The organism is Pseudoclavibacter sp. Marseille-Q434 (assembly GCF_050315415.1).
Classification (GTDB): Bacteria; Actinomycetota; Actinomycetes; order Actinomycetales; family Microbacteriaceae; genus Pseudoclavibacter.
The window spans coordinates 78,914-96,838 of record NZ_JBNPQH010000001.1 but is presented as its reverse complement, the minus strand read 5'-3'; the positions used below and the strand labels follow the sequence as shown (position 1 = coordinate 96,838).

The 17,925-nt window shown below is 69.8% G+C and carries 13 protein-coding genes; 2 read left to right on the top strand and 11 right to left on the bottom strand.

Translation table 11 applies throughout. The features are described from left to right. Positions 1-158: 158 nt before the first annotated feature. The 4 genes from ACQFZP_RS00475 to ACQFZP_RS00460 all read right to left on the bottom strand — a co-directional run bounded on the left by ACQFZP_RS00475 (position 159) and on the right by ACQFZP_RS00460 (position 6,469). Entirely contained in the window at positions 159-2,309 is a 2,151-nt protein-coding gene (locus ACQFZP_RS00475; protein ID WP_307852709.1) for an anthranilate synthase component I, read from the bottom strand. A gap of 24 nt (positions 2,310-2,333) precedes the next feature. After that, positions 2,334-4,124 (bottom strand): MinD/ParA family ATP-binding protein, encoded by a 1,791-nt coding sequence (locus ACQFZP_RS00470; protein ID WP_211889987.1) that lies wholly within the window; start codon positions 4,122-4,124, stop codon positions 2,334-2,336. A 16-nt stretch (positions 4,125-4,140) separates the two neighbouring features. After that, positions 4,141-5,139: a malate dehydrogenase gene (locus tag ACQFZP_RS00465; RefSeq protein WP_211889986.1), complete on the bottom strand. Its 999-nt coding sequence runs from the start codon at positions 5,137-5,139 to the stop codon at positions 4,141-4,143. A gap of 112 nt (positions 5,140-5,251) precedes the next feature. Then, entirely contained in the window at positions 5,252-6,469 is a 1,218-nt protein-coding gene (locus tag ACQFZP_RS00460; protein WP_104312672.1) for an NADP-dependent isocitrate dehydrogenase, read from the bottom strand. Between the two features lie 86 nt (positions 6,470-6,555). Between ACQFZP_RS00460 and ACQFZP_RS00455 the strand changes: the two genes are divergently transcribed. Further along, entirely contained in the window at positions 6,556-7,032 is a 477-nt protein-coding gene (locus tag ACQFZP_RS00455; RefSeq protein WP_104312673.1) for a GNAT family N-acetyltransferase, read from the top strand. A 63-nt stretch (positions 7,033-7,095) separates the two neighbouring features. Here the strand turns inward: ACQFZP_RS00455 and ACQFZP_RS00450 are convergent, their stop codons facing one another. From ACQFZP_RS00450 to ACQFZP_RS00435, 4 genes are all read right to left on the bottom strand, one after another. Beyond that, the gene (locus ACQFZP_RS00450; RefSeq protein ID WP_249311975.1) at positions 7,096-8,397 is read right to left on the bottom strand and encodes a dimethylarginine dimethylaminohydrolase family protein; all 1,302 of its coding nucleotides are present in this window, start codon (positions 8,395-8,397) and stop codon (positions 7,096-7,098) included. A gap of 66 nt (positions 8,398-8,463) precedes the next feature. Beyond that, on the bottom strand, positions 8,464-10,125 hold the full coding sequence (gene purH, locus ACQFZP_RS00445) for a bifunctional phosphoribosylaminoimidazolecarboxamide formyltransferase/IMP cyclohydrolase (protein WP_211889985.1): 1,662 nt from the start codon (positions 10,123-10,125) through the stop codon (positions 8,464-8,466). Further along, positions 10,122-10,730, bottom strand: coding sequence for a phosphoribosylglycinamide formyltransferase (gene purN, locus ACQFZP_RS00440; RefSeq protein ID WP_104312675.1), 609 nt, complete (start codon positions 10,728-10,730; stop codon positions 10,122-10,124). Before purN ends, purH begins: the two co-directional genes overlap by 4 nt. Before the next feature lie 62 nt (positions 10,731-10,792). Next, entirely contained in the window at positions 10,793-12,445 is a 1,653-nt protein-coding gene (locus tag ACQFZP_RS00435) for a cell division protein PerM (RefSeq protein ID WP_211889984.1), read from the bottom strand. 32 nt (positions 12,446-12,477) lie between these two features. Between ACQFZP_RS00435 and ACQFZP_RS00430 the strand changes: the two genes are divergently transcribed. Next, positions 12,478-12,846, top strand: a complete 369-nt coding sequence (locus ACQFZP_RS00430; protein ID WP_211889983.1) for a chorismate mutase — start codon at positions 12,478-12,480, stop codon at positions 12,844-12,846. Positions 12,847-13,039: 193 nt separating this feature from the next. Here the strand turns inward: ACQFZP_RS00430 and ACQFZP_RS00425 are convergent, their stop codons facing one another. The 3 genes from ACQFZP_RS00425 to sucD form a co-directional block, all read right to left on the bottom strand. Further along, positions 13,040-14,881: an ABC transporter ATP-binding protein gene (locus ACQFZP_RS00425; RefSeq protein WP_211889982.1), complete on the bottom strand. Its 1,842-nt coding sequence runs from the start codon at positions 14,879-14,881 to the stop codon at positions 13,040-13,042. Then, a complete protein-coding gene (locus ACQFZP_RS00420) occupies positions 14,878-16,812 on the bottom strand; it encodes an ABC transporter ATP-binding protein/permease (RefSeq protein ID WP_211889981.1) in 1,935 nt (644 codons plus the stop codon). The genes ACQFZP_RS00425 and ACQFZP_RS00420 overlap by 4 nt, the downstream gene beginning before the upstream one ends. Positions 16,813-17,010: 198 nt before the next feature. After that, positions 17,011-17,895, bottom strand: coding sequence for a succinate--CoA ligase subunit alpha (gene sucD / locus ACQFZP_RS00415; protein ID WP_068479974.1), 885 nt, complete (start codon positions 17,893-17,895; stop codon positions 17,011-17,013). Between the last annotated feature and the right edge of the window lie 30 nt (positions 17,896-17,925).

Here is a 17,925-nt window from a genome sequence, read left to right as displayed (position 1 = left end):
GGCCTCTTGACGCCCACGGCACCCGTGACGGCGCCCGGCATCCGTGCCTGACGCTTGCCCTGACCGACTTGCGTGACGAAAACGCTCCCGACGCCCGTCAGCACGCCAGATCTTCCCGTCCATCACGGAAGTCGGCCACGCGCTATGACGGACGTGGCTCACGCCGCAGGCACCCGCGCGGGAATGCGCTCCATGACGGCCTCGATGATGCGCTTTCCGGCGGAGTCGCGGAGCGTCATGAGCGATTCCGGGTGGAACTGGACAGCGAAGATCGGCAGGTCTCGGTGCTGGATCGCCATCGGGATGCCGTCGTCGTCGGATGCGACGAGCACGAGGCTCTCCGGCATCGTCGCGGGGTCGATGTGCAGCGAGTGGTACCGGCCCGTGACGAAGCGCTCCGGCAGGGCGTCCAGGAATCCCGGGTTGGTCACGACGACCTCCCGCTCCTGCCCGTGCAGCGGGTACCCGAGCTGGCCGAGGGATGCGCCGAAGTACTCCCCGATGGCCTGCTGCCCGAGGCAGACGCCGAAGATGGGAAGCGAACGGTCGACGATCTCGTCGAGCAGCTCGGACGACTTGAAGTCGCTCGGCGCGCCGGGCCCGGGCGACATGACGACAAGCGATGGCTGCTGCTCGTCCAGGATGCGGGCCATCTCCTCGCGCTCGATGCCGCCCTTGGGGATGCGCACGGTGCGCACTTCTGCGCCGGTCTCGCGCATATAGCCGGCCAGCATCTGCACGAACGAGTCCTCGTGGTCGAGGAAGAGGATGCGGTGACCGCGGCCGCTCAAGGAAGGCGCCGGCTCGGCGGCGACCTCGGGGGATGCGGACTCGGCGGCGGCGTCGAGCGCCTCGAGGAGCGCGGAGGCCTTCATCTCGGTCTCGAGCTCTTCGGCGGCTGGGGTCGAGTCCATGAGCAGCGTGCCGCCGGCGCGGACCTCGGCGATGCCGTCGCGAATCATGGCGGTGCGGATCGTCAGCCCGGTGTTGACGTCGCCGTTGGCGTGCAGCACGCCGATGGCCCCGCCGTACCAGGTGCGCGGGCTGCGTTCGTGCTCGTCGATGAAGCGCATGGCCCAGATCTTCGGGGCCCCGGTGACGGTGACGGCCCACATGTGGGTCGCGAACGCATCCAGCCCGTCGAACTCGGGGCGCAGTCGCCCCTCGACATGGTCGACCGTGTGGATGACCTTCGAGTACAGCTCGACCTGGCGTCGGCCGATGATCTTGATCGACTCGGGCTCGCAGACGCGCGACTTGTCGTTGCGGTCCACGTCGGTGCACATGGTGAGCTCGGAGCGGTCCTTGTCGCTGTTGAGGAGCTCGAGGATGCGGTCGGCGTCTTCGATCGCGTCGGCCCCGCGGGCGATGGTGCCGGAGATGGGCACGGTCTCGACGCGGCTGCCCGCGACGCGGACGAACATCTCGGGGCTGGCGCTCACGAGGAACTCCTGCCCGCCGAGGTTCATGAGCGCGCCGTACGGTGCCGGGTTGTTGCGCTTCAGGTAGGCGAAGACGTCGGCTGGGGTGGTGCGGACGGGGCGTCGGAAGGCCTGACCGGGCACGACCTCGAACAGGTCGCCGCGGGCGAAGGAGGCCTTGGCCGACTCGACGAGGGCAGCGTACTCGCCTGGCTCGTGGTCGCGCGATGACTGCGCGGATGCTGCGGGTGCGACGAAGGGGCTCGGCACCTGGGTGCGTGGCATGCCCTCGGTCGAGGTGATGCCGTCGGAGAACTCGAAGTCGTGGCGCGTGGCGTCGCCGCGCTGGCGGTCGACGGCGAGCACGGAGTCGGGAAGGAACACGACGAGGTCGCGCTGGTCGCCGCCGTTCGGGGCGTCGAGGGCCTCGATCTGCCGCACGAGGTCGTAGCCGAACGAGCCGTAGAGGCCGAGGTGGGGCGCATCGTCCGGCATGGTCTCGATGATGGCTCGCAGCACGCTGAAGCTGGAACGCCTCCGCGTGCGCTGCTCTTCCGGGATGATCTCGTCGCGCTGCGAGGTCACGTCGATCTCGACCTCGCCGTCGGCGAGCACCCGCACCGTGACGCCATCCAGGCGCTCGAACGCCTCGGTGAAGGCTTTCAGCGGGATGCTGCCGCGCTCGTTGAGGGCGCGCATCCGCAGGGCGAAGCCTCGCCCCTCGATCATGAGCGGAGGATCGATGAACCCGATGTCCCATCGCGTGTACCTGCCCGGGTACTCGACGCCGGACGAGAGGACGACTCCGTAGCGGTCGTTGAGACCGGTCTGGATGTCGTCCATCTCCTCCGGGCTGGCAGCACGGGAGGTGTGGGTGATCGTGAGCACTGGGTTCCTAGGTCTGGGATTCGGTCAGAGGCGTTCCGCGATGGCGGCGGTCGCGGTGCGCCACGCGTCGCGCGTCGCGGGCTTGAGACTGGACACGCTCAGCTCACCGCCGCCGACGAAAGCCTGGTCGTACGGTACCTCAACGACGGCGCGGGTGAGCCGTTCGAAGTGGTGACGCAGACGGACGGTGAGCGCCTGGTCCTCCTTCGCGGAGGGGCTCGAGAGGATCGTGACCGCGTTCTCGAGCTTGTCCCCGAAGCCCCGCTCTCGGAGGCCGTCGGCGAGCCATGCTGCGGATGCGGCGGTGTCCTCGCGCGCGGTGGAGACGATCACGAGCTGGTCGGCGACGTCGAGGGCGGCCTCCCAGTTGCTGGCGCGCATGTTGTTGCCGGTGTCGACGACGAGCACGCGGTAGAAGCGGCTGAGGGTGCGGTGCATGCGCGAGAACGCCTCTGCGTCGATGATGGCGGCCGAGGCCGCGTCGTCGTCGGAGGCGAGCACGTCGAACTGGGCGTCGCCCTGGGGTCGTACGAAGCGGTCGACGTCGGCGATGGTCGCGCCTCCGGAGACCTCGAAGCGTGGCAGCTGCCTGAGGAAGTCGACGGCCGTGTTGCGGTGGCTGCCTGGGTGCGAGCGCCACCCGAGGGTGCCGCGCGTCTCGTTGTTGTCCCAGGCGAGCGTGTAGCCGCCGCGGATCTCACCGAACGTGGCGGCGATCATGAGCGTGGCCGTGGTCTTGTGGGCGCCGCCCTTGGGGTTCATGACGACGACGGTCCTTGATCCGTCGAACTGGCGCTGCACTCGACGGATCTCGTCCCGCTTGATGCGCTCAGCTTCGCCCGGGCCGAGCTTGATGAGCCCTCCGGTGCCGACGCGCAGCGCGCTGCGCCATCCCTGCTGGGCGGGCGCTTCGGGCGCCGCCTGCTTGTCGGCGAGGAGGTCGGCGAGGGTCGGCGCGGAGGTGTCGCTCTTGCGCCGCTCCGGGGCGGTGCTGGATGCGGCCTTCGACACGGTGCCTGCCGAGGCGGATGCGGCGACCGGTGCGGTGTTCGTCGGTCTGGGCGGCAGGCCGGGTCGGATGATGTCGCGCGGTCCCGTCTCGACATTCTCGACCTCGTCGAGGTCGCGCTGCGCGCGGGCGTCGCGGGGGAAGCGCGGCTGCCACGGCTGGGTGTCCTCGAGGCCGTCTTCGTCGATCCGGTCCTCGAACCACACGGGTGGGGTCTCCGCCTGTGGCACGGGCGCGCCCTGCGTCGCGTCGTGGCGTTCGTCGTGGAGCTCCGGCGCGGGGGCTGGCCCGGCTGCCTGTCCCTGCGGCGGGCCGGGGATGACGCCATCGTCGTCGGACTCGTGGTCGAGCGCATGGTGCATCATCTCGACTCGAGGGATGCGCACGGTCTCGTGCACGTTGCCCTGCGGGAGGAAGCCATCGCTGTTCGCGCCTGTCGAGGCCTCGTAGCCGCCGTCGACGGCCGGCTCAGTCGAAATGCCCGACTCCGCTGGCTCGGCGTGCGCGAGCCGGTCGGTCAGCTGGTCGTCGCCTGGTGCGAGCTCGCCGACGTCGCCCGTCTCGACGAGGCTTCCATCTGGCGACACCCGGAGGGGGAAGACGCCGTCGATGTCGATCGTGCGGAGGTCGATCACGATCTCCTCGCGCGTCGCGCGATCGACGACGCGCGTCATGATCTCTGAGCGAAGCTCGTCCGCGTCGGCCGCGATGATGCGCTCGACAGCGCCGCCTTCCCGGATCTCGCCGACGCCGTCACGACGGATCAGCACCTCCAGTGCGAGGACGTCCGGTTCGGCATTGGTCATTGCTGCTCTTCTCACTTCAGGAGGTCGACGGAACGAATCCCAGACGGACAACGCTATCGCGTTCCGCTTCGAGGTCCGCGACGGTCGCGGCGAGGCGCGTCCGCGTCAGCTCGCTGACCTCGAGGCCCTGCACCACCTCCCACTGGCCGCCACGCGAGATGACCGGCACTCCGGCGACGAGCCCCTCGGGGATCCCGTAGTGGCCCTCCGACGGCAGGGCCGCCGTCGTCCAGTCCCCCTCCGGTGTGCCGAGCACCCAGTTGCGCACGTGATCGACCGCGGCCGAGGCCGCAGACGCGGCGGAGGACGCCCCGCGGGCCGCGATGATGGCGGCTCCGCGCGTCGCGACGGTCGTGGTGAAGTCGCCGTCGATCCACGCGTCATCGGCGATGCGCTCACGAATCGGGACGCCGCCGATCGTGCCGTGGTCGACATCCGGCACCTGCGTGTTCGAGTGGTTGCCCCAGACGTGGATGCGCGACACCTCTCCGGCGCCAGCGCCTGCCTTGGCCGCGAGCTGCGCGATGGCGCGGTTGTGGTCGAGGCGCATCATGGCCGTGAACCGCTCCCCCGGCACGTCGGGGGCTGCCGCGCGCGCGATCAAGGCGTTCGTGTTGGCCGGGTTTCCGACGACGAGCACGCGGATGTCGTCAGCGGCATGCTCGCCGATCGCGCGCCCCTGGGGCGCGAAGATGCCGCCGTTCGCCTCGAGCAGGTCGGCGCGGTCCATGCCGTCGCGCCTCGGCATGGAGCCGACGAGCAGCGCGATGCTCGTGCCGTCGAAGGCCGCATCGGCGTCGTCGAAGACGTCCACGGAACGGAGCAGCGGGAAGGCGCCGTCCGCGAGCTCCATCGCCGTTCCCTCGGCGGCCTTGACGGCCTGCGGGATCTCCAGGAGCCGCAGCTCGACCGGGGTATCGCCGAGCATGGAGCCGGATGCGATGCGGAAGAGGAGCGAGTAGCCGATGTTGCCTGCTGCTCCCGTGACGGTGATGCGGACTGGCGAGGTGCTCATGCATCCACCCTATTCTCCGCAGGCCAGGAGCCGGCCGCATGCAGAAGCCCCGCACCCTGCCGAAGCAGGATGCGGGGCTTGTGAGGCGAGAGCCCCTGAGCAGTGGTGTCGCCTACGCGGACACTCGTGCGGCGAGGTTCTCGGCGATCGAGTTCATGAAGTCGTCGGTCGTCTGGTACGGGGTTCCCTCACCGACGAGCGCGGCGAGGTCCTTCGTCATCTTGCCGGACTCGACGGTCTCGATGACCACCTCTTCGAGGGCCTGCGTGAAGTCGATGAGGTCCTGGTTGCCGTCGAGCTTGCCGCGGTGCGCGAGGCCGCGCGTCCAGGCGTAGATCGAAGCGATCGGGTTCGTCGACGTCGGCTTGCCCTGCTGGTGCTGACGGTAGTGGCGCGTGACCGTGCCGTGCGCGGCCTCAGCCTCGACGACCTTGCCGTCGGGCGTCGTGAGCACGCTCGTCATGAGCCCGAGCGAGCCGAAGCCCTGCGCGACGGTGTCCGACTGCACGTCGCCGTCGTAGTTCTTGCAGGCCCAGACGTAGCCGCCCTCCCACTTGAGCGACGCCGCGACCATGTCGTCGATGAGGCGGTGCTCGTACGTGATGCCGGCAGCCTCGAACTTGTCCTTGAACTCGGCCTCGAAGATCTCCTGGAAGATGTCCTTGAAGCGACCGTCGTACTTCTTCAGGATCGTGTTCTTCGTCGACAGGTACACTGGGTAGCCGCGCGTGAGTCCGTAGTTGAGCGACGCGCGAGCGAAGTCGGTGATCGACGCGTCGAGGTTGTACTGCACCTGGGCGATTCCGTCGCCCGGCGAGTGGAAGACCTCGAACTTCTGCGGCTCGGAGCCGTCGTCCGGCGTGAACTCGACCGTGAGCTTGCCCTCGCCGGCGAAGCGGAAGTCGGTAGCCCGGTACTGGTCGCCGAATGCGTGCCGGCCGACGATGATGGGCTTGTTCCAGCCCGGCACGAGGCGTGGGATGTTCGAGATGATGATGGGCTCACGGAAGATGACGCCGCCCAGGATGTTGCGGATGGTGCCGTTCGGGGAGCGCCACATCTGCTTGAGGCCGAACTCCTCGACGCGTGCCTCGTCTGGAGTGATCGTCGCGCACTTGATGCCGACGCCATGCTTCTGGATCGCGTGAGCCGCGTCGACCGTGATCTGGTCGTCGGTCTCGTCGCGCTTCTCGATGCCCAGGTCGTAGTACTCGAGGTTCACGTCGAGGTACGGGTGGATGAGCGTGTCTTTGATCTTCTGCCAGATGATGCGGGTCATCTCGTCGCCGTCGAGCTCGACAACCGTTCCTTCGACCTTGATCTTCGCCATAAAGTCCTCCTTCTGCGCGCGGTTTGCCTCCAGCCTACCGGGGACGCATTCGGAGAAATACTCAGACGGACCGCTACTCTGCATCCATGAGCGAGCTGTATATCGAAGAGCTGTCCGCCGACAACATCGTCGCCGCCAACACGCTCACGCTGAAACCAGGCCAGGAGGCGTTCGTCGCGCCCGTCTCGCACTCGATCTCGGAGGCCTACGTCAACCAGACGACGTCGTGGCCGAGGGTCGTGGTGCTCGACGGTCGGGTCGTGGGCTTCATCATGGCGAACTTCGATGAGGACGCCCCCGACGAGCTGTTCAGGGCCACGATCATGCGCATGAACGTCGACGCGGACTTCCAGCGCCGCGGCGTCGGGTCGTTCGCCGTCACGGCGATCCTCGACGAGGCCGCACGCCGCGGGTTCGACAAGGTGACGACCATCTGGGAAGAGGGCGACCTGGGGCCGGGAGATTTCTTCCGGAGCCTGGGCTTCGTCGTCACGGGTGAGACGCAGTACGGCGAGACGATCGGTGAGCGCGTGCTCAACGACCACGGCACCGGCTCGCTGTGACGCGGGCCGATGCCGTGATTCGCTGACGCGAGCTCGAGCTGTGCCGCCGCCCTCGGCTTCCGCCTAGTAGGCGCGGGCCGAGAGGCAGGTGACGCCGCCCTCGAGCTTCTCGAACTCCGAGATGTCGAGGGACACGACACTGTAGCCGAGGCGCTTCACGAGCTTCGCGGTCGCCGGGGCCGCCGCTGACACGAGAACGGTCTCGGAGTCGAGCGGCAGGACGCTGGCTCCCAGCAACTCTGGTGCCTCGATGTAGCCGCCGAAGAGCGACGGCTGCTCGAGGGCCGGTGTCCACGCGATGACGGTGCCGTCCGGCAGCGCCGTCGCGACGGTCTTCAGGTGCAGGGCACCCCTGATGGGCACCGCGACGACCCGGTAGCCGAGGTCGAGCGCGATCTCGCGGAGCGCGCGGATGCCCTCCGCGTTGGTGCGCGTGGAGGCACCCACATAGACCGTGTCGCCAGCCAGGAGCACGTCGCCGCCATCCAACGTCGCCGGGGCCTCGATCTCCATCGTGACGAGCTCGGTCTCGGCGAGCGCCGCGCGCACGCCGGGCAGCTCGGCGCGCCGGGACGCCGCACCGCTGCGACCCAGAATCGCGACCTCACCTAGCACGATCACCTGGTCCTCGGTGAAGACCGAATCCGGCATGGTCTCGGCCGCAGGGACCTCGCGCGTCTCCCAACCGTGCTCATCGAGCAGCGCCACATAGGACTCCCACTGCTCGTTGGCGCGATCCCGATCGACCTCGGCTCGCTCCTGGAACGTGACCTGGGCGTCCTGCGGGTTCGCGGCGGGGATGCGCACGAGCGCGAGCTTGCTGTTCGACTCGGAGAACCGTCGGAGCTCCCCGGCGTGCGCGACCCGCCCGGACACATCCCGGAGCATGTCGGCGACCTGCCGACGGAACAGGGCGGGCCCGATGATGGCCGTGTACACCGTGGCGGACACGAGGAACACGAAGTTGAGTCCGAAGAACTCCATGAAGATCGCCGACCAGGTCTCGCCAGTGAAGTCGGCACCGCCCGTCGCGAGCCGCACGACGTACCCGACCGTGCCAGCGATCAGCGCCAGCACGAACCCGGCGATCGCGGCGATCCACCAGTTCCTGAGCCAGCCGAGCCAGCCGACGAGCGTGACGAGGAACAGCAGAACCAGCACCGGCAGCGAGTAGAAGTCGAACGTGTTGCTCAGGGTGGTGAACGGCGAGAGGACGAGGGTCAGGTCGCGCTCGTTCATCACGACCAGGCAGGTGAGGAGCGTCGCCAGTGCAACCCCCATGGCGCTCACGAGCGCCGCGTTGAAGCGTGTTCCGCCGTCGAGCTCGCTCACGCGGGTGACGGGTTGGGAGGTGTTGGTGCTCAATTGCTGCTCTCGTGGAAGTCGGATGCGGGTTCGGGCGGACCTGCGCGACACGCAGATCGGCGCGGGTCAGTGGAAGAAGTGGCGCTCGCCCGTGAAGTACATCGTGACGCCTGCCTTCTCTGCGGCGGCGATGACCTCCTCGTCGCGGATGGACCCACCCGGCTGGACGACGGCGCTCACGCCAGCTTCAAGCAGCACTTCGAGGCCGTCCGCGAAGGGGAAGAACGCGTCGGACGCCGCGACGGATCCGGCGGCGCGCTCCCCCGCGCGCGAGACGGCGAGGTGGCAGGAGTCGACGCGGTTGACCTGGCCCATCCCGACACCCACGGAGGCTCCGTCTGAGGCAAGGAGGATCGCGTTCGACTTCACGGCGCGGCATGCTCGCCACGCGAACTCGAGGTCCTCGACGGCCTGACCTGCGGCAGGCGCACCCGCCACGAGCGTCCATCCCTCGATGAGCGACGCGTTCGGCTCGAAGCGATCTGCGCTCTGCACGAGGAAGCCGCCGGAGATCTGACGCACCTCGCGCTCCTCGAGGGCGGGGTTCGCCGGGAGCTGCAGGAGACGGATGTTCTTCTTCGCGCTCAGCACCTCGAGCGCCTCCGGCGCGAAGCTCGGAGCGATGACGACCTCGGTGAAGATCTTGGAGAGCGTCTGCGCCATCTCGAGCGACACCTCGCGGTTCGCAGCGACCACGCCGCCATACGCGCTGACCGGGTCGCAGGCGTGGGCGCGACGGTGTGCCTCGGCGATTGCCTCAGCGGGTGCGAGCCCTTCCGGTGCCACGGCGATGCCGCAGGGGTTGGCGTGCTTGATGATGGCGACGGCTGGCGCCGCGTGATCGAACGCCGCGCGAAGCGCCGCATCCGCGTCGACGAAGTTGTTGTACGACATCTCCTTGCCGTGGAGCTGCTCAGCCTGGGCGATTCCCCGACCGTCGGCGCGGCCGTAGACGGCAGCGACCTGGTGCGAGTTCTCGCCGTACCGCAGCGTCGCGAGCTGCGTGCCCTGGAGCGTGAACGAATCCGGAAGCGTGTCCGAGGCGGTGGCCAGCATCGATCCGTCCCCGGCCTCTACTCCCCCGACCTCTGCGATGTGGGAGACGAACCATGCGCCGACCGCCTGGTCGTAGCTCGAGGTGTGCTGGAACGCGGCCGCCGCGAGCGCGCGACGCGTCGACAGCGTGACGCCGCCGCCCTGGATCTCCTCGAGCACCTTGGCGTAGTCCCCAGGAGACGTGACGATCGTGGCGTTCGCGAAGTTCTTCGCCGACGCGCGCACGAGCGCTGGCCCGCCGATGTCGATCTGCTCGATGATCGCGGGCGCATCCGCCCCTGACGCCACCGTCTCCACGAACGGGTACAGGTTGACGACGATGAGCTCGAACGGGGCGATGCCGAGCTCCTCGAGCTGGCGGACGTGGTCGTCGATGCGGCGGTCGGCGAGGATGCCGGCGTGCACCCCGGGGTGCAAGGTCTTCACGCGGCCGTCCAGCGATTCGGGGAACCCCGTCACCTGCTGCACGTCGGTGACGTCGAAGCCGGCCTCACGGATTGTCTTCGCGGTCGACCCCGTCGAGACGATCTCGACCCCGGCGGCCTTCAGGCCAGCCGCGAGCTCGGTGAGGCCGCTCTTGTCGCTCACGGAGACGAGCGCGCGCTTCGGCTCGATGCGCTCGAGGGTCGTCAGCGACCCGTGGGAAGGTCCGTGGGAGGCGGGGGTGCTCATGCGGTGGCTCTTTCCTCGAGTGCGATTTCGCCGGAGGCGACGCCTCTGACGGTGTCTTCCAGCAGACGGCGCTCCACGACCTTGATGCGGTCGTGAAGCAGCTCCTCGGTGTCACCGGGGAGCACGGGGATGCGGACGCGATCGATGATCGGTCCGGTGTCGACACCGTTGTCGACGACGATGATGGAGGCGCCCGTCTCGGCGACGCCGGCCTCGAGCGCATCGCGCACGGCGTGGGCACCGGGGAACTCGGGCAGGTACGCGGGGTGGGTGTTCAGCAGGCGCGGGGCGAGCGCATCCACCACGGCAGGCGGCACGAGGCGCATGAACCCGGAGAGCAGCGTCAGGTCGGGTTCGAATCGCTGTATCTGCGCCAGCAGTTCCTCACCCCAGGCCGCCCTGTCGGCGAAGTCCTTCGGCCGCACGACGAACGACGGGATGCGGAACTCCTCCGCGAGCGCGAGGCCAGCGGCCTGCGTGTCCGCGCCGATCGCGACGACCTCGGCCCCGATGGGCGAAGCGGAAGCGGCAGATGCCTGGAGTGCCTCGAGCAGCGCACGCAGGTTCGAACCAGCGCCGGAGATGAGGACAACGACCTTGAGCACCGGGTCAGTCTAGTCGAGTGGACATTCCCGTCATCCCGAGAGTCGTCGCAGGTCGGGGCTCGTCAGTCGTCGATGTCGATATCGGCGTAGATGTCGGGCTCGTCGTCGTAGCGCGGGTTCTCGACCTTGAGCCGCTTCGCGCGACGGATCTCCGACGTCTGGCGTTCCGCCGGCGGGTCGTCGGCCCGCACCTCGAGCGCGGTCCCCGGCTTCTTCTCGGACTCGCCCGGGTCCTCGAAGCGCTTCGAGACGGCGTCAGCCACCCACGGACGCTCGTCGGCGCTGTCCCTTGACGAGCGACGCTTCGCGGCCGACGACTTGGCCGCGGCGCCCGCGCCCTTCCCGGACGAAGCCGGCGCAGTCGATGCGCCTGCAGGCGCATCTCGCTTCGCGGCGTTCGCACTGGCGCGAGAACTCGCTGTCCTTGACCCTGCCTTCGTCTTTGCTGTTGCCTTCGCCGTCGACGTCGCGTCCACCGGCTCGTCGTTCTCCCGCGCATCGCGGCGGCGGTCGGACTCATCCGCGTCGTCGTCGAACTCCTCGGTGGAGAGCGGCACGAGCGCGCCGACCAGCGCGCCAAGCGCAAGCGTCCCGAAGGCGCTCGCACCAGTGAGGAGCGGGAATGGCCCGACGTCGGCGAGCCGCCCGGGGCCGGCGGAGCCCCCCGCGGCGAGCGCCAGGACCCCGATAGCGACAGCGGCGACACCGGCGGCGACAAGCGCGACCGAGATGCGCGACCACACCCCGCGCGCGGCACCAGCTGGCGCGTGCATCCGTACGCCGACCATCGCCGCGAGGCCGACGAGCACGGGGACCGCGATGACGGAGATCGCGAGCAGCGGCGGCGAGGCGGAGATCGCACCGAGGAGCGGCACGACCGGCATCGGGCCGACCAGGGTCTCGGTCGGGGTGACACTCGAGCCGGTGCCGAGCGCGAAACCGGTGCCGAGCATCCACGCCGCAGACCAGACGACGCCGTTGACGGCGATCACGAGCTGGCTCAGGCCCACGACGATCGCACTGGTCACGTCGAGCGGCAGCGATTGGAACAGGGCCAGGATGCTCGCGAGGCCCACCACCACGGCGATGACGAGGAGCACCGCACCAGCACCAAGCACGCCCGTGATCATGATGCCGGCGGCCCGGAGACCCTGTGTGAGGAGCGCGCGGCCGCGCGTTTCAAGGCTCGAGACGGCGGCTTCGATGGGGGCGACCTGCCAGGCCCTGGCTCCGATGAACGCGGAGCCGAGGAAGATGACTGCGCCCACGATCGTGGTCTGCCAGACGCCGATGTCGATGCCACGACCGGTGGCCGCAATGGAGACGCCGGCCGCGCAGGCTGAGAAGACGGCGGTCGTGAAGAGCAGGCCCGGCCAGACCATGTCGGAACCGGCACGGATGCGCACGCCCGTCACGCGAGCCAGCCACACGGTGATGAGCGTCAGGCCGAGCGGCATGACCCGCAACGTGAAGGCAATCGCTTCGCTGCCAGCAGGCAGGAGGCCTGAGCTCGGGTCGATCGCAGCGTTCACGAAGCCGCCGAGCGAGAGCGCCCAGACGGCGGCCGCGTACTGGAACCCAGCCAGGAAATCACTGCCGAAGCCAGCCGTCGCCAACTGCACCGCGACGACCGCGATCAGCGGGACGCCGAGGCCGACCGCGGCCGCGACAAGCGCGTCGACGGCCGAGTACAAGTACGTGATCGGGCGAGGCATAGCACCCCGACGATAGCCGCTAACCTGCCGGAATGACTGGATCAACAGGCCCGCAGGACATGACCGGCATCCGCGCGGCGATCGACTCCCTCGACGCGCAGATCGTCGCCCTCATCGGCCAGCGGCAGCGGTGGGTGGAGCGTGCAGCCGTCGCGAAACGAGGGCAAGGGCAGGGCGCCGTTCGCGCTCCGGCGCGTGTGGAGCAGGTCATCTCCAAGGTGCGCTCGCTTGCCGAGTCGGCCGACGCGTCACCCGACGTCGTCGAGGCCACCTACCGCGCCATGATCGGTGCCTTCATCGCGCTCGAGCTGCGAGAGCAGGCCGACGAGGCCCTCGACTCCGCCTCGGACTCCGACTCCGACTCCGACTCGGACTCGGCCTCGGCCTCGGCCTTGGCCTGACCAACTTCCGGGATCGCTCAACCCGCGGGCGAGCGAAGACGCCCCAACGGCGCCATCCATCACGCAAGTTGGCCAGGCCCGCGGCGGCGATCCTGCGGGCGGCTGACAAGCGGCGACCCGTGGGCGCGCGCGGCGTGCGGAGCGGCGAAGTGGCGTGCAGACGGGGTGCAGCTGCCGATGCCGCCGCGGCTGCTCAGCGCTCGAGGAGCTGCTGGAACGGGCCGCCCGCGTGGCGCAACCGCTCGGGCGAGCCGACCTCGACGATGCGGCCAGCGTCGAGGACGAGCACCCGGTCGGTGTCGCCGAGCGTGTCGATGCGGTGGCTGATCTCGAGGATGCTACGTCCAGCGGCCCACGCGGCGAGGCGATCACGGACGGTCTGCTCGGTGGCCGCATCGAGCGCGCTGGTCGCCTCATCGAGCACCAGCAGCTGCGGGTCGGCCAGCACGGCTCGCGCGATCGCGACGCGCTGGCGTTGTCCGCCGGAGAGCCCGCCGCCGCGTTCCCTGACGGGGGTGTCGAGACCCTTCGGCTGCTGCAGCACCCACTCGTCGAGTGCTGCGACGCGCAGCGCGGTGAGGATCTCCTCGTCGCTCGCGTCGGGCTTCGCGAGCGACACATTCTGGCCGACCGTGCCGTCGCTCAGGTAGGGACGCTGCGGGACGAGGGCCGTACGGGTTCGCAGTTCGTCGAGCGTGATGTGCTGCAGCGGCTCTGGCGCGACGTCGGCGTCGCGACGGAGCGAGACCACCCCTCCGAGTGGGTCCCAGAATCGCAGGGCGAGGGAGGCGATCGTCGACTTGCCGCTTCCGGAGGGGCCGACGACAGTCAGGTGCTCCCCGGTGCGCAGGTCGAAGGTGACATCGTCGAGGACGACCCGACTGGGGGCGGCGTGGGCTTCCGAATTCGAGCCGACTCCCTCCGGATACGCGAACGTGACTCCATTGAAGGCGAGCGCCACGGGATGCTCGCGGTGCTCCCGCCGAGCGGAATCGGCCTGGCCGGCTCCACCGGGCTGCGCGAGTGCATCCGTCACGATCGGCGGCCGCTCGATGACCTCGTAGAGGCGCGCGGCGCTAGCGAACGACGCGTTGAGGTCGGTCACGAAGCTCTCCACGGCGCGGGTCGGCACGAAGAGGCCGATGGCGACGGCGAGGGCGACGAGCAGCTGGGACCAGGTCAGCTCATCGGCCGCAACGCCCGCGCTTCCGACGAGGAGTGCCGCCAGCACCGACCCCCACTGGAGCAGCAGCACGAGCGCACCTCGGACCGCGGAGATCCGGGCAGCGAGCAGCGATGACCGAGCGCCGGACTCGCTCCGTGCGTCCATGTCATCGAGGCGTGCTGCGGTGTGCTCGAAGGCGAGCACCTCGCGGACCCCTTGCACCGAGTCGCTGACGTGCTGCGCGACGGCTCCCTTCGCCGCGACCGCGTCTCGCGATGCCCGCCAGCTCGCCCCGCCGCCGAGCGCTGGGACGACCAGCACGACGAGGATGACGAATGGCGCGATGGCAGATGCGAGGATCACGTCCTGCGTACCGCCGAGCCAGGCGAGCGCGATGGCGGGCACCAGCACCGCAGAGAGAGCCGGCGGCGCCGTGTGCGCGAAGAAGACCTCGACGCGGTCGATGTCGCGGGTGGCGCGCTCGCTCAGCTCGCCGCTGCCCGCCCCCTCTGTGGCCGCGGGAGCCTGCGGCGCGAGGCGGGCGTAGAAGAGGTCGCGGAGTCGAGCGAGCGCCGCGAACGCGACGAAATGCCCGCTGAACTGTTCGAGGTACCGCAGCACCGCCTTCGCCAGCGCGAGGACGACCATCGTCACGACGGTGGCGGAGAGCGAGAGCTGGCCGGAGACCCCGAGCACCGCGACGACGAGGATCGCTATGCCGGCCAGCTGGCCGACGACTCGCAGCACGGTCGCCAGGGCGAGCGGCCACAGCAGCGGCGCCGTCTGGCGCAGGAGCCAGGCGACCAGCTGGGGCCGGCTCGGCGGCGCCGGCTCGCGCTGCTGCGTCGCTGGAGTGGTCAGGGTGCTCATCGGTGCTCCCCCGTTCCGCTGGCGGTCTTGGAGCCGTGCTGTCCGGGAGCCGACGGTTCATCCGCAACCCCGCGGGAGTGCGAGGGCCCGCTGGCAGTTTCGCGGCGCTCGGAGCGGGCGGCGCCGAGGCTGATGACGCGGTCGGCGGCCAGGATGCTCGTCGGCCGGTGAGAGACCATGACCACGGTCCGCCCCTCGGCCAGCCGTGCGAGGGCACGTGTGATGAGGCGCTCGGAGCGCAGGTCGACCTGCGCCGTCGGCTCGTCCAGCAGCAGCACACTCGCATCGCGGAGGAACGCCCGCGCGATTGCGACACGCTGCGCCTGGCCACCCGAGATGGCGAGTCCGCTCTCGCCGACCTGCGTCGCGAGCCCGTCCGGCGCACGCTCGAGGTCGTCGCGCAGCTCGGCCGCGTCGAGTGCGGCCCACAGCTCGTCGTCGCTTGCGTCCGGCTTCGCGACCCGCAGGTTCTCTGCGACGGAGCCCGTGAAGAGGAACGTGCTCTGCTCGACGACGGCGAGTTCGGCTCGCGCGTCTGAGCTTCCTGCGAGCGCTCCCCCGATGAGCACTGTCCCTTCGCGAGGCGCGAGCAGCCCCTGGGCGAGGGTCAGCAGCGTCGACTTGCCCGAACCGCTCGGCCCGGTGATGACGACCCGCTCACCGGCCTCGACGCGGAGCGAGTAGTCGCTGAGGATGTTCGGCGCCCGGTCGTAGCCTGCGGTGACGCCCCGGAGTTCCAGGGCGGCGTGCACAGCTGCGGCCGCGGCTGCATCCGTCGCTTGGCCGCCCGCGTCTCGGCTCGGCCGCGCCGCGATGGCCGCGCTCAGCTCGCGCTCCGCGCCTCGTCCGGTCATGCCGATGTAGAAGAACTGGCCGACGATGTCGACCGGGCCCGTCAGCAAGGTCGACAGCAGCACGATCGCGACTGCCTGCCCAGGCGTGATCGCGCCGTCGCCGAGGCGCCACACGGCGAGCGCGGCGGCGCCCGTGATCATGGCGAGCGAGAACACGGCGTCGACGGCCAGGATCAGCACCTGGTTGCCAGCGAGCAGCCGCATGACGTTGCGCCTGTTCTGCTCGCCGCGGACCCGGAGCTCGTCCCCCGTGCGCGTCGCGGCGCGGTTGAGCGTGAGCGTGGTGAGCCCCTGGATGGCGCTCAGGAATGCCGCGGAGAGCTGCCCCGCGCTGCGCCGATAGGCGCCGGTCGAGGAGCGGAACGCGCGCTGCACGCCGACGATGATGAGCGGGATGAGCGGAACGAGCAGAAGGAGCAGCCCGGCCGTGACCGGGTCGATCGCGGTGGCGATGACCGCGAGGACGAGGAGTGGCGTCGTGAGCGACGCGATGATGGGGCCGAGGAAGCCGGCGCGGTAGGCGGCCGCGCGTTCGACGGATGCGGTGGCGCGGCTGACGAGCGAGCCTGTGCGCTCCCGACCGAGCGCGAGGGGCCCGATGGTGAAGAACTGGCCGACGAGGAGGCGGCGGAGCGCGCGTTCGGTTGCGCTCTTGCTGCGCTGGACGAGCATCGTCGAGGCCGCCGTCACGGCGGAGGCGATGAGGACCAGGACCACGAGCAGCGCGACGGTGCCGCGGCTCGGGGACTCGTGGTTCAGGACACCGTCGAGCACTCCCCCGACGAGCAGCAACGTGAAGGCGAGCGCGAGGGCCTGCAGCCAGCCGATCGCCAGCGGCCCGGCGATGCGGTGCCTCGGGGTCGCCGCGACGACCCGCGGGTCGAGCGGGACGGATGCGGCGCCCGGGTGGCCGCCGGGGCGGCCAGTCGACCCGTCGCCACGATGCCCTCCGGCGACTCCGGCGGGTCCGGCCGGGCGCCCAGCGGGCGCGGGGCCGGGGCGCGCCCCGGGACGCCCGCCCGGATGCGCGCCGGCGTGACCGTGCGGTCGTGCGGGGGCCGACTCTGGTCGTGACACGTGCATCCTGTCTCGAATCCTGGCCCGTCGGCGTGAATCCGGCGGAACTTCAAGCGCGCGACGCGACGCGGGGGCGTCGAGTCGCGGTGAGACGAATGGGCTGCAGCCCGTGTTTCCACGGACTGCAGCCCACTTCGTTGTGTGCAGAGCCGATGCTCTGCGCTGGTTGCGAGGCGCCTCGCGGCGCCCGGCCGCTCGCTAGAGCGCTGCGTAGACCTCGCGGAGGAGGTTGGCCGTCTCGGTGGGCGTCGTGCCCACGCGAACGCCAGCGGCCTCGAGGGCCTCCTTCTTCGCCTGCGCGGTTCCCGCGGAGCCGGTGACGATGGCGCCGGCGTGGCCCATGGTCTTGCCCTCGGGGGCCGTGAAGCCTGCGACGTAGCCGACGACGGGCTTGGTCACGTGTGCCTTGATGTACTCGGCCGCACGCTCTTCGGCGTCGCCGCCGATCTCGCCGATCATGACGATCGCCTTCGTGTCGGGGTCAGCCTCGAACGCCTCGAGGGCGTCGATGTGCGTCGTGCCGATGACGGGGTCGCCACCGATGCCGATGGCGGTCGAGATGCCGAGGTCGCGGAGCTCGTACATCATCTGGTACGTGAGCGTGCCCGACTTCGAGACGAGGCCGATGGGGCCAGCACCGGTGATGTTCGCGGGCGTGATGCCGGCGAGCGACTTCTCCGGCGAGATGATGCCGGGGCAGTTCGGGCCGATGAGGCGGGTCTTGCCGACGCTCTGCGCGTGCGACCAGGCCTCGGACGAGTCCTTGACCGGGATGCCCTCGGTGATGGCCACGGCCAGCGGGATCTCCGCGTCGATGGCTTCGATGATGGCGTCCTTGGCGAAGGCCGGCGGCACGAAGATGACGGTGACGTTCGCGCCGGTGGCCTCGATGGCCTCCTTCACGGTGCCGAAGATGGGGAGTTCCTTGCCCGCGAGCTCGAGCGTCTGCCCGGCCTTGCGAGGGTTGGTGCCGCCGACGATGTTGGAGCCGGCTTCGAGCATGCGCGTGGCGTGCTTGGAGCCCTCCGAGCCGGTGATGCCCTGAACGATGATCTTGGAGTTCTCGTCGAGGAAGATCGACATTGTTGTTCCTTCTCTGCTTTTCTTCTGGCG